Here is a 13,132-nt window from a genome sequence, read left to right as displayed (position 1 = left end):
TAAATATTTACAATAAAAAAATCACCAGGTTATGATCCTAGTGATTCTTTATGCACATGTTTTTCACTTTTTGAAAACGGCATATACAAAATGAAACATCCAATAAGCGCTACAATTTCTAACGAAATAATATAGTAAGGATGTGGCCCTAACATATCGAGTAATGAAGCCGTTTCTGGCTTATGAGCTAAAAACATATAATTACCGCCTGTTTTATAATTCACAAATGAAACGATTGGAATTATGATGTTTAAAAATATCATCGTACGCTTAATAGATTGCAAGGTCGGTCTATATCCTTCTACCCAAGTCATAAAGAGCGGTGCCCAAATGAGTAATACATGTGCAATGAAGAATTCTATAAAGCGAAAATGCGGAAAAGCATACTGCAAGTTTGGCGTTAAAATAGCTTGTGATGCACCGATAATTCCTGTAAAAAAGACAATCTCATATATTCGATAACTTTTCGTTACAATCATAATCGACGCTAACAATAAACTAATCGTACATAACTCAAATGGTAATGAAGTGCCTAGTTCAAAAATCTCCGCTTTCCATTCCCACATATGAAGTCCAATCTCACTCCCTATAAATAGAAATGCAATCGCATACCGAACCGTTATATTCCACTCACTTTGACGTAATACATCTTGGTATTGATATAGAAAAAATATCCCCACCAACATAATAAATAATATAATGGCATGTTGCCTTGAGTATGGAATAAATGGTTTTAATGGATGCGCACTAAAATAAACTTCCATCTTCCTTCACCCTCTCCTTCATACAATATTATTGTAAGAAAGAAACAATGAGTCAATTCATTTGCTTAAACTAGGACAACCTCTACCTTACATCTACATATTCATACCTTACAAAACTGTAAGGTTATTGTAAGCTAAAACGATTTGTCAGATTCCATCCCTCTTCTATACTTAATGTAGATACTAAAACGAACGAAAAGGTGATAAATAGATGAAGAAGAAAAATAAAGTGTTAATTACTAGTGTAGTAGCAATCGGAATTGCAGCTGGATCATATTTTGCATTTGCTGGCGGCGGTTCAGAAGTAGCGATGGCATATAGCGGTTATAAAGTTACAGAAAAACAAATTGAAAATGCACAAAAATTTGGCGGCGAAGTTATTCCAAACGGAATTGAAACCATTTCATTCGATCCAACAAAAGGTACGTACGAATTAGCTGTTAAAAAAGGGGATGAAGTGAAAAAAGGTCAGCTCCTGTTTAAATATAATGATCCTACAGCTAAACAAGGTGTAACGGAAGCAGAAATGCAAAAGAAAATCGCACAAAAAGAAGTAACATTGTATCAAAAACAAATTGATGCAGCGAAGCAAAAATTACAAAAAGATAAAAATGCTGGTCTTCCTCAGGAAGCATTAAAAGCATCGGAAGTCGAAGTGCAGCAATTAGAATCACAACTTGAAATGAAAAAGTTTGAAGTTGAAAAATCTGATGAAATGATTAAAGCAGCAAAAGAGAAAGTAAATACTCTTACTGTAACAAGCCCCGCTGATGGCGTAATTGATGATATCGTGAAAACTGCTGATGAAAAAACAGGTATGAGCGGCATTACACTTCGTCACGCTGGTCCATTTAAAGTAAAAGGTCAACTTTCTGAATATGAGCTTGCTAGTATGAAAGTTGGGCAAGAAGTAACTGTTTCATCAAAAACTATCGCTGGTAAAACTTGGACAGGAAAAGTAACAGAAATCGGTTCTACACCATTAAAGAGTATGGACGAAAATAAAACTGTTTCTAACTATCAATTTACTGTCACATTAGATAACAGTGAAGAATTACAAAACGGCTTCCACGTTTACGTAACAAGTAAATCCGGCGAAGCAACTGGTACAATTGTTCCGAAAAGCAGTATTGTGAAAAAAGGAGACAAAAATGTTGTCTTCGTTGTAAAAGATGGTAAAGCGAAAGAACAAGCGGTTACTGTTGAGTTCGAGACAGATAGCGAAGCAAAAGTTTCTGGAGTGAAAAAAGGAGAGCAAATTATCTCTAAACCTGAAAAAGACTTAAAAGATGGTATGGAGGTTGTCGTGGAATGATTAACTTAAAAAGCATCACGAAATCCTTCCAAAACGGTGCAGAGTCCGTTCAAATTTTACACGGAATTGACGTAACACTAAACCAAGGGGAATTCACTTCTATTATGGGACCGTCTGGTTCTGGTAAATCAACATTAATGAACATTATCGGTTGCTTAGATAAACCAACAACAGGTACGTACGAACTAGCTGGTCAAAACATTTCAAACATGTCTGAAACAGAACTTGCACGTGTTCGTAATAAAGAGATCGGATTTGTATTCCAAAACTTTATGTTACTACCAAGACTTACAGCACTTCAAAATGTAGAACTACCTCTTATTTACGCTGGAGTCGATAAAAAAGAAAGACGTGAACGCTCATTAGCTGCTTTAACAAAAGTTGGTTTAGCTGATCGTGCTACTCACTTACCGAACGAATTATCCGGTGGACAAAAGCAGCGTGTCGCAGTCGCACGTGCAATCGTAAATAATCCAAAATTTATTTTAGCCGATGAACCAACGGGAGCACTTGATACGAAAACAAGTAAACAAATTATGGACCTCTTTTACGAATTAAACAAACAAGGATCTACAATCATTATGATTACCCATGATCGTGAAATCGGTGAAGCTGCAGCACGTCAAATTGTAATTCGTGACGGAAATATCGTCCAAGATTGGAGAGGTTAATTTTGAACACAAGTGAAAATATACGCATGGCCCTTTCCTCTATCTTTGCCCATAAAATGCGTTCTATCTTAACGATGTTAGGTATTATCATCGGTATTAGTGCCATTATTACTATCATTTCAATGGGTGATGGTACAAACGCAAAGTTTAAAAAAGAATTAGGCCAAGGAAAAGATAATGAAGTAACGATTTACTACAACAATCCCGACTTTGGAACAGATAATGCTAAAATTACTGCTGATATGCTGAAACGTCTTCAAACTGTGCCAGGCGTTAAAGATGTTTATCCAGATGTGAATATGCAAATCAACGCTTCAGCTGGATCAAAAACTACCTCTCTCAACTTAAAAGGTGGAACCGGTAGCTTTATGACAGATGAAAAGCTAAAATTAGTTCATGGTCGTGAATTAAACGATAGTGAATTAAACCAAGCAATTCCTGCAGTTATATTAAATGAAGAAGCTTTCAATAAATTATTTAATAGTTGGGAATCAAATTTATACGCCGATATAAAAGGAAAACCGTATAAAATAGTCGGTGTGTATGAAACAAAAAATGATTTCGGAATGGCTATGGCTGAAGGTTATACATCTATCGAAAACGCTCCTGTCATTTCTGGAGTAACTGAATATGAAACTGTAAAACTAACACTAGTTTCTCCAGCAGAACGTAAAAGTGTAGAAAAACAAGCCGTTTCCGTTTTAAATGAAATGAAAGCTCCTAAATTTGAGCATAAATTTGAAGCGCAAGATATGGGTGACTTTACGAAGCAACTAGATGAATCAATCGGTATGATGAAAATGGTATTCGGTGGTATCGCTGCTATTTCCTTACTTGTTGGTGGTATCGGTGTAATGAACATCATGCTTGTGTCTGTAACAGAACGTACACGTGAGATCGGTATTCGTAAAGCACTTGGTGCAACACGTGGTAAAGTATTAATGCAATTCTTAATTGAATCTTGTATTTTAACAGGGCTCGGTGGTTTCATCGGATTCATGCTCGGCATCTTCTTCGCTTGGATCGTCTCAATCTTTGCCGGATGGCCACTTGTTATCTCAAAAGAACTTGGACTTCTTTCAGTAGGTATCTCAATGCTAATCGGTATCGCATTCGGCTTACTACCAGCTAACAAAGCTGCAAAACTTGATCCAATTGAATGTTTACGATATGAGTAAGTAAAAAACGTAGGAGTTTGCACTCCTACGTTTTTTATTGAAGGCAAATGTAATTCCATCAACGTTTTGACAAAATAAGAACCTCTAACTTCTATTATATAAAGTGAAACTATAATCAGTGGGGGTTTTGTTCATCCCCCACTGATTATTAGCCTTCACCAATCGGGCGTCTACGGGCAGTTAATGCGTGATAAATATACAGCAATTCGTGACTCAATTAATAACGATATTTTCCCTTCGAATTGTGTTTCTTCTATTATATATGTTTTAAGTTACGAATATCTTTCTAAATCTTTTTATCATTTAAACTTTCATTTCTTATGAAAGCTATTATGCAATCATATTATTGCAAAAATAATATGTAATAAAGAAAATTCAAGGCGTAATTTTTTCCATACTGCAACTTATTTTGTAACAATTGTAGCTCTATTTCATTAAAATTAACCCTATACATATGACTTCATACACAAAAAATATTATATTTTTATAACTACATTACGATTTAAACAGTTAAACACCCCCTTTTCGTAACACTATCGATACGCTTTCGAAATATCACTGTTATATTGTTAATCTATTAGTAATTAAAAAAGTGTTGATTTTATGAATCATATGTTATAATCCCCCAAAAATCGCAAAGAAAACGCTATCAGGATATTAATGGAATTATTACAACATATTAATGCCTCGTTACGAATGCTTTGTAGTTTTGTGTTTTCCGCAAATAAGAAAATAATGGTTGCTATAATGAGGTCAACGAAAACAAATGCAATGGAGGCTATTATGAAAAAATTTATGGGCATAGCAACAGCAGCGGTTTTTGGTCTTGGGATTTTCACAACATCTGCTAAAGCAGAGACGATTGTAACAACTGATGTACTAAATGTACGAGAAAACCCAACTACTGAATCAAAAGTTGTCGGAAAGTTATTAGATGGATATAAAGTTAACGTTTTACATACAGAAAACGGATGGTCAAAAGTTAAATTAAATAGTGGTAAAGAAGCTTTCATAAGCGCTGACTACACAAAAGATACTTACTACGTAACAGCAAACGTATTAAACGTACGTGCTGGAGCAAATACAGATTCAGAGATTATTGGTAAGTTGAAAAAAGATGATGTTATTGAAACAACACACCAAGTACAAAATGATTGGATCCAATTTGAATATAACGGAAAAACAGCTTATGTTCATGTTCCTTACTTAACAGGCAAAGCTCCAGTTAAAGTTCAACCAGCAGTTAAAGCTGAAAAAGTAACTAAAGTTCAAGATACAGCTAAAGCTCAAGAAGTAGCTGAAACTCAAGCAAAAGCTAAGGCCGGGGAAGCAACTAAAGCTCGCGAAGCGGCTGAAGCCCAAGCAGCAGTTAAAGCTCAAGAGGCAGCTAAAGCTCAAGAAGTAGCTAAAGCTCAAGAAGAGGCTAAAGCTCAAGCAGAAGCNNCGTGAAGAAGCTAAAGCTCAGGCAGAAGCTGAAGCTCAAGCAGCGGCTGAAGCGCAAGAAGCAGCTAAAGCTCGTGAGGCGGCTAAAGCTCAAAAACCAGCTACACAACAACCTGTTGCAAAAGAAACTGAAACAAGTGCACCATCATCTTCTCGTGAATTACAAGTTGTAGCAACAGCTTACACAGCAGATCCACTTGAAAATGGTTATAAAGCAGGAGACCAAGTAAAATCAGCTATGGGTCATAACTTAACAGCTAATCCAAACATGAAACTAATTGCAGTTGATCCAAGTGTAATTCCATTAGGTTCAAAAGTATGGGTTGAAGGTTACGGAGTAGCAATCGCTGGTGATACTGGTGGAGCTATTAAAGGAAATAAAATTGATGTTTTAATGCCAGATAAAAGCACATCAAGTAACTGGGGACGTAAAACAGTTACAGTGAAAATTTTAAACTAATTGCTATATAAAAGAGTCAGTCTCAACGTTGAGGCTGACTCTTGTTTTATGAATCTTCCATCTCCTTCTCTCCCGTCCAAGTTAAATTTATCCCTTTAAATCCATTTCAACAGAAAAAAGAGGATGCCATAGCATCCCCTCCTATCTTCCCTATTCCACACAAGTAAATTGTATCCAAGCTCCTACATAATCTAGTAAGAACAACTCTTCTTCAGCAATTTTGCCGACAATATTTTTCTGTTTATCTATCGGCATCTCTTTCAAGATAATTTGCAATCCCCCTTTATATTTTCTCTATTTCTTTAATGTAAATCCGAATTTATCCCATGCTTGTAAATAATCTAATAAGAAAACCTCTTCCTCTACAATTCGACCAACTACATTTGTTTTCCCTGTATTCATCATATCTTTTAATGCGATTTGTAATTCACCTTTATATTGACCATATTGCTCATTATCAATTAAAAGATCGCCACGCTTAATTTCACGCGTATTATGAGGTTTAAACTCTTCTTTTTTATATTTCACACGACTTTGTGTAGAGCGAATCATATATTCAGACACATCTCCGCGATAAAAATGCGGTTCATCTAACACAATAATTCTTTCTAATTCTGTCGTTGTATCATATAGTCCTATATCAAATGTTTGTTTCTCTTTATTTAATGCACCTAGTGCTTGTAGTTCTTCTTCTGAAGCATACGCATTCGCAATAATGACATCATCAATTAATTCTGTCGCAAATAGATGCTTCGCCTGTGTTGTCATCGGTAATTCACGATGCTGCTCCAACGTACATAATCCTTCTGTTACTGGCCAAGGTCCATATGTTGCATCAAATGATGAAATAAAAGCAGCAGTTCTCATACCGTAATCTTTAAATTGTTTTGAGCATTTAATGAAATGATCATATGATAATCCTGAATAGCGGTGCGGATAAAAATTATGACAACCAATTAAATTTTCACGATTTGGTCTATGACTCATAATGTTATCTACATATTTCGTACCATTACTCATATTAATCTCAATTTTTAAGCCATATGGATTGTACGTCATAATCGATTCTTCTAAACCCGAGAATCCAACATCTAAACGAATACCGTAGGCACCTAGTTCATGGAAGAACGATAAATCATTATACGAAATACCTAGTTGTTCAAAAACAGCTGGACTAATATCAACTAATACTTGGAACCCTAACGTATTTGCATGAGAAATCGTTTCCTTGAACTCTTCTATAATTTTCTCTTTTTCGCCATCTACAGATAATAAACATGTGAATACACGCGTAAACCCGTATTGACTCGCTAATGTTAAATACCCCTTATCTTTCTCTACTGTCGAATGTTCTGGATAAATAGAAATACCTAATCGTCTCATATGTACACGCCTCTTTCTTCATCATATTGTAGACCTTTTCAAATATATGTAGTGAAAAAGCATATATCCCCTTCTCGTCCACTACCTTTTGAATCCGCTTTCGTTAAAGAAAAAACAATTTCTATCATTCATAACAACTACTAGTCTATACATCTATACTTTACATCTTTTTTTCATAGTTGTGTAGTCTTTCCACAAATTTGTCAGTTTTTTACCTCGAAAATTGTTATACGTTTTCAAGACACCTTCCTTGACTGTTACATTGACCAATACATATACTCGAAAGAACAGAGAAAACTTTTATATAGGGGATGAATATATGGGAGAGGCAATACTCGTAAAGCGAGAACCGTTATGGACAAAAGAGTTTATTGCGCTAATTCTAGCAAACTTATGCATGTTTTTAGGATTTCAAATGTTAATTCCAACTTTACCTGTTTATGTGAAAGAAATTGGGGGCACAAGTTCAAATATCGGGTTCGTTGTCGGTATGTTTACCGTTGCTGCACTTTTTGTTAGACCGCTAACTGGAAACGCCTTGCAAAAATTCAACAAAAAGATCATTTTAATGATCGGTACCGCTATTTGTTTACTCGCTATGGGTAGCTATCTTTTCGCTTCAACCGTTTTCCTATTGCTTGCCGTTCGAATTTTACACGGAGCTGGTTTTGGTATTACAACGACTACATATGGAACTGTCGTTTCAGATTTAATTCCGCAAGCTCGCCGCGGTGAAGGCATGGGATATTTCGGTCTTTCTGGAACTATTGCCATGGCGCTCGGTCCGCTTATCGGACTTTGGCTTATGCAAACATATAACTTCACGATTCTTTTTTTATGTGCACTTTCATGCACAATAGTTTCATTAATATTAACGAAACTACTTCAAATTAAAAAATCGCCACAACCACCACAGCAAACATCTGGTACCTTTCTCGATGGATTTATTGAGCGTAAAGCTTTACTTCCTTCATTATTAATATTATGTATTACATTAATGTACGGGGGAATTGGGAGCTTTATTACATTATTTGCTACCGAGGTCGGCATTGCTGATATTAGTCTCTTCTTTTTATTTAATGCACTTGCAATCGCTGTAACTCGCCCGTTTTCTGGAAGACTATATGATGCGAAAGGCCATACATTTGTCATCATTCCAGGAGTTATTATAACGTTTACAGGTATTATTTTATTGTCCTATACGACCACAATTCCAAGCTTAATTATTGCCGCAGCATGTTATGGAAGTGGTTTTGGAGCGATTCAACCGGCACTACAAGCATGGATGATTGATCGCGTAGCACCACACCGACGAGGAGTCGCAACAGCTACATTCTTCTCAGCATTTGACCTTGGAATTGGTGCTGGAGCGATTATATTTGGATTCATTGCACATTTTACAAACTATGCAACTGTATATCGCTATTCCTCTCTTTTACTTATCGCTTTTCTTTTCATTTACATCACAAGCTTACGGAAGCAAAAACAGGGGGATAAAACAAACGAAAAAGCCGTTGGGTAATGTTAATTCGTTCTTTTTCAAATTACTTAAACTAAAAAAATCATATATACACAAATAAAAAAAGCGGTGGATTCCTAAAAAAATCACACTGCTTTTTTCATTATATTGAAAGGTGAACCGCTGTTCTATTTATTCATGCCGGTCGTATGATATTAATATATAGAACGAATTGGAGGAAACTTAATGAAAGCAATAATGTACACAAAATACGGTCCCCCTGACGTTCTCCAACTGAAAGAGGTAGACAAACCTACTCCTAAAGAAAATGAAATACTAGTAAAAATAAAAGCGACAACCGTAACAGCAGGAGATATTCGTTCAAGAAGTTTTACGGTTCCCTCTTCTGTTTGGCTACCTGCTCGAATCGCACTTGGTTTCAAACAACCGAAAAAACAAATACTAGGAATGGAGTTAGCTGGTGAAGTTGAATCAGTGGGAAAAAACGTTACGCGTTTTAAAGCAGGAGACCAAGTTTTTGCTGCTACCCAAGCAAATTTCGGTTCTTATGCTGAGTATATTTGTATATCTGAAGATGGACCAGTATGCACGAAACCCTCCAATATAACCTATGAAGAAGCTGCAGCCATCCCAATCGGAGCACGTACAGCCTTATTTTTCCTAAAGAAAGCTAATGTTCGAAGCGGCCAAAACGTTCTTATTTACGGAGCTTCTGGAAGTGTCGGAAGTTATGCAGTACAAATTTCCAAGTATTTCGGCGCAAAAGTTACAGGGGTGTGCAGTAACTCAAATTTAGAATTAGTAAAATCTCTAGGAGCTGACGAAGTAATTGATTACACCGCAAGCGATTTTTCTACTATAGACGGAGCCTATGATATTATCTTTGAAGCTGTAAATAAGAGTACGTTTTCAGATTGTATAAAATTGTTAAAAGAAGATGGTACTTATATAAACATAGTCGAACCGTTACCAAGCGCCCAAATGCTATGGGCGAAATTGACAAGTCGTAAGAAACTAATATTAAGTCAAAACGCACCAGAAACTTCCGAAGCACTAGACTTCCTTAAAGAACTTGTTGAGAACGGTCAGGTAAAAGTGGTCATTGATAGACAATATACTTTTGAAGAAATTGTTGAAGCTCACATATATGTTGAAGAAGGACACAAGAAGGGAAATGTCATCATTAATGTGCAAGATAACGGACATTTCTACTAAAAGAAAAACGCCTCACATAGTTTTTACAATACGACGTACTCAGACTTTTCAATATAAAAAACCAGGGCAAATTCATATGCGAATTGCTCTTTTTTATTGTTGTAAGTAATTCAATCTTGTTTCACTTTCATTATACATTCATTTCAAACCTCCCCATTTCCCCCTACACATTTTTCTAACTTTAATCAAAAAATATGCAAAGAATCATTATTATAAATAAGGTGAAATTTTACTTAGCGCATCCAATTTGGATAGTTTTCCTCTCCTATTTTTACTATCTACAAATAGTGTGATAAATGTGACTTCTTTACAAATCAATCAGATACATCAGCCGAAAAACCAATTAAATCCAGCTGTTTCTTTAAAGAATTGTAAACTTTTCACCTCTTTGTAAATTTAGTGTAAATTTTACTGATAAACCGTTTACAGTGTCTCAAGGTTTAGTTAATAATTACATCGTACATGAAATTTAAGGAGTGGAGTGCGTGGAATATAATATTCAAGATATGATCTTCCAGTTCATTGGTGGATTAGGTATTTTCTTATTCGGGATTAAATACATGGGCGATGGACTGCAACAAGCAGCTGGAGATCGTCTTCGCGATATTCTAGATCGCTTTACAACAAACCCACTTATGGGTGTACTAGCAGGTATGTTAGTTACTGTATTAATCCAATCAAGTTCAGGAACAACTGCTTTAACAGTCGGACTTGTAAGTGCAGGATTTATGACATTAAGACAAGCAATCGGTGTTATTATGGGTGCAAACATCGGAACGACAGTTACCGCATTTATTATCGGAATTAAAATCGGAGAATACGCTCTTCCAATTATGGCAGTTGGAGCTATCTTACTATTCTTCTTTAAAAATAAAAAAGTACATTCTGTAGGTCAAGTTGTGTTCGGTTTTGGTATGTTATTCTTCGGTTTAGAATTAATGAGCGCAGGTATGAAACCTCTTCGCTCTTTAGAGTCATTCCAAGAATTAATGGTTAGCATGAGTGATAATCCAATTTTAGGAATTTTTGTCGGTACAGTCTTCACTTTAATTGTACAAAGCTCAAGTGCAACAATCGGTATTTTACAAGAATTATTCGGTCAAGGTGCAATCGACTTACAAGCTGCTCTTCCTGTATTATTCGGTGATAACATCGGTACAACAATTACAGCGGTATTAGCAGCAATCGGTACTTCTATTGCAGCAAGACGTGCAGCATTAGTTCACGTTATCTTTAATATTATCGGTACAATTATCTTTACGATTTTATTAGTACCATTTACAAATTTAATTCAATATTTCCAAACGTCATTAAACTTAAATCCAGAAATGACAATCGCATTTGCCCACGGAACATTTAACGTAACGAATACAATTATTCAATTCCCATTCATTGCAGCATTAGCATGGATCGTAACAAAACTTATTCGTGGTGAAGATGCATCTATTGATTTCAAACCGCAACATTTAAATCCAATCTTTATTGAACAATCTCCTGTTATCGCACTAACAGAAGCGCAAAAAGAAATTGTTCGTATGGCTGAGTTTTCATTACACGGATTAAAAGAGGCAAACCAATTTTTAAATACACAAGACAAAAAACACGCTAACATGGCTACTCAATTAGAAGGAGCTATTAACAATTTAGATAAAAAAATTACCGAGTATTTAGTTTTACTATCAGAAAAACCACTTTCACCTACAGACTCTGAAAAACATTCAGTTTTAGCAGGTGTTGTTGGAGATATTGAACGTGTCGGTGATCATGTAGAAAACCTTGTAGAACTTGTAGATTTCCAAATTTCAAACCGCGTTTCACTATCAGATGAAGCACTAGCTGAATTAAATGAAATGCTTGAATTAACAATTTCAACATTACAAGATGCAATCGATGCTTTAACAAACTTTGACACTGAACTAGCACAAACAGTTATTGCAAAAGAACGTAAAATCGACCAAATGGAACGTGTTCTTCGTAAACGTCACGTATTACGTCTAAACGAACGTAGCTGTTCAGGTGATGCAAGCATCATTTTCGTTGATATGGTAAGTAACTTAGAGCGTATCGGTGATCACGCTGTAAATATCGCTGACGGTGTTTTAGGCGAACAAGGAAAAATCAATTTAAAACAATCATTATAATGAAGAAAAGAGACGCTACATTACGCGTCTCTTTTCTTATTTCATTTTTACAACCGTTCTTCCTTTTAACTTTCCTTGCAGTATAAGTGTAAACTTCTCATCTAATTCTTCTAATGTACATTCTTCTGTATAAGATAATAGCTCTGTATTCTTCCACTCATCAGCTAACAATGCCCACACTTCTCTTCTCATGTCTACCGGACATTGAACTGAATCTATTCCTAAAAGGCTAATCCCTCGTAATATGAATGGATATACCGTTGTATTTAACTCATGCCCCGCTACGTTACCACACGTCGTGACACAACCGTCATACCGTAATGATTTTAAAGCTGTTTCTAACATAATTCCGCCTACAGTATCGATAACCCCAGCGTATATCCCTTTAAGCATCGGTCTTCCTGATTCATCACTCAATTCCGCGCGGCGAATCACCTTTTTCGCCCCTAGACGCAGTAGCATCTCTTCTTCTTCCAATTTCCCTGTTGCTCCTACTACGTTAAATCCTAACTTACTTAAAATACTAACCGCTACACTCCCTACACCGCCTGTAGCACCCGTTACTAAAACATCTCCCGTACTAGGCTTTATTCCTGCTCCAATAAGCTTATATACCGATAAAGCAGCTGTAAAACCTGCCGTCCCATACATCATACTTTCCTTGAAAGACATTCCTTCTGGTAAAGGAATGACCCAAGATGATGGTACGCGAATATATTCACCGAAACCACCCGAAGTATTCATACCTAAATCATATCCAGTTACAACAACTTGATCGCCTTCCTGAAAGGCGTTATTTGCACTACTAACTACCTCTCCCGCTGCATCAATTCCTGGCGTATGAGGATATGTTCTCGTAACACCTTTATTTCCAGTAGCTGAAAGGGCATCTTTATAATTTAATGAAGAATAATGAACCCGTATTAGTACATCTCCTTCAGGTAAACTATTGATTTCTCTCTCAACAAGTTTTCTTTCAAATTGATTATTTTCTTTTTCGTTCACAACAATTGCTCGGAATGATGTATGCTTCATTATGCTCTCTCCTTCATCCGTAAGATCTTTCTTTATTATATAAGAAG

The 13,132-nt window shown here is 36.0% G+C and carries 8 protein-coding genes and 2 pseudogenes; 7 read left to right on the top strand and 3 right to left on the bottom strand.

The features are described from left to right. Positions 1-29: 29 nt before the first annotated feature. Positions 30-764 carry a YwaF family protein gene (locus tag COC96_RS21590; protein WP_098769321.1) on the bottom strand — a complete coding sequence of 245 codons (735 nt, stop codon included), beginning with the start codon at positions 762-764 and terminating at the stop codon, positions 30-32. A gap of 211 nt (positions 765-975) precedes the next feature. On the opposite strand from COC96_RS21590, the gene COC96_RS21585 reads away from it, so the two are divergent. From COC96_RS21585 to entC, 4 genes and pseudogenes are all read left to right on the top strand, one after another. Then, complete coding sequence (locus COC96_RS21585) at positions 976-2,079, top strand: efflux RND transporter periplasmic adaptor subunit (RefSeq protein WP_098268711.1); 1,104 nt, start codon at positions 976-978, stop codon at positions 2,077-2,079. Next, positions 2,076-2,750: an ABC transporter ATP-binding protein gene (locus COC96_RS21580; protein ID WP_098769320.1), complete on the top strand. Its 675-nt coding sequence runs from the start codon at positions 2,076-2,078 to the stop codon at positions 2,748-2,750. Before COC96_RS21585 ends, COC96_RS21580 begins: the two co-directional genes overlap by 4 nt. Before the next feature lie 26 nt (positions 2,751-2,776). After that, the gene (locus tag COC96_RS21575; protein ID WP_425290663.1) at positions 2,777-3,928 is read left to right on the top strand and encodes an ABC transporter permease; all 1,152 of its coding nucleotides are present in this window, start codon (positions 2,777-2,779) and stop codon (positions 3,926-3,928) included. A 660-nt stretch (positions 3,929-4,588) separates the two neighbouring features. Then, positions 4,589-5,831: pseudogene (gene entC, locus COC96_RS21570) on the top strand (cell wall-binding protein EntC). A 150-nt stretch (positions 5,832-5,981) separates the two neighbouring features. On the opposite strand, the pseudogene COC96_RS21560 reads toward entC, so the two are convergent. Then, positions 5,982-7,214, bottom strand: a pseudogene (locus COC96_RS21560) (DUF871 domain-containing protein). A 319-nt stretch (positions 7,215-7,533) separates the two neighbouring features. On the opposite strand from COC96_RS21560, the gene COC96_RS21550 reads away from it, so the two are divergent. The 3 genes from COC96_RS21550 (at position 7,534) to COC96_RS21540 (ending at position 12,050) form a co-directional block, all read left to right on the top strand. Further along, complete coding sequence (locus COC96_RS21550; RefSeq protein WP_098268705.1) at positions 7,534-8,736, top strand: MFS transporter; 1,203 nt, start codon at positions 7,534-7,536, stop codon at positions 8,734-8,736. A gap of 183 nt (positions 8,737-8,919) precedes the next feature. After that, on the top strand, positions 8,920-9,909 hold the full coding sequence (locus COC96_RS21545; protein ID WP_098769318.1) for an NAD(P)-dependent alcohol dehydrogenase: 990 nt from the start codon (positions 8,920-8,922) through the stop codon (positions 9,907-9,909). A gap of 485 nt (positions 9,910-10,394) precedes the next feature. After that, positions 10,395-12,050, top strand: a complete 1,656-nt coding sequence (locus COC96_RS21540) for a Na/Pi cotransporter family protein (protein ID WP_098268704.1) — start codon at positions 10,395-10,397, stop codon at positions 12,048-12,050. A gap of 36 nt (positions 12,051-12,086) precedes the next feature. Here the strand turns inward: COC96_RS21540 and COC96_RS21535 are convergent, their stop codons facing one another. After that, on the bottom strand, positions 12,087-13,085 hold the full coding sequence (locus tag COC96_RS21535; protein WP_098769317.1) for a YhdH/YhfP family quinone oxidoreductase: 999 nt from the start codon (positions 13,083-13,085) through the stop codon (positions 12,087-12,089). Positions 13,086-13,132: the final 47 nt, after the last annotated feature.

Source organism: Bacillus cereus, from assembly GCF_002577405.1.
In the GTDB taxonomy this organism is placed as follows: Bacteria; Bacillota; Bacilli; order Bacillales; family Bacillaceae_G; genus Bacillus_A; species Bacillus_A cereus_AU.
The sequence above is the reverse complement of the archived record's forward strand: the minus strand, read 5'-3'. Positions and strand labels throughout refer to the sequence as shown.

Coding starts and splice junctions, on each gene's coding strand:
- COC96_RS21590 (WP_098769321.1), bottom strand. CDS start 764: ATGGAAGTTTATTTTAGTGCGCATCCATTAAAACCATTTATTCCATAC.
- COC96_RS21585 (WP_098268711.1), top strand. CDS start 976: ATGAAGAAGAAAAATAAAGTGTTAATTACTAGTGTAGTAGCAATCGGA.
- COC96_RS21580 (WP_098769320.1), top strand. CDS start 2,076: ATGATTAACTTAAAAAGCATCACGAAATCCTTCCAAAACGGTGCAGAG.
- COC96_RS21575 (WP_425290663.1), top strand. CDS start 2,777: ATGGCCCTTTCCTCTATCTTTGCCCATAAAATGCGTTCTATCTTAACG.
- COC96_RS21550 (WP_098268705.1), top strand. CDS start 7,534: ATGGGAGAGGCAATACTCGTAAAGCGAGAACCGTTATGGACAAAAGAG.
- COC96_RS21545 (WP_098769318.1), top strand. CDS start 8,920: ATGAAAGCAATAATGTACACAAAATACGGTCCCCCTGACGTTCTCCAA.
- COC96_RS21535 (WP_098769317.1), bottom strand. CDS start 13,085: ATGAAGCATACATCATTCCGAGCAATTGTTGTGAACGAAAAAGAAAAT.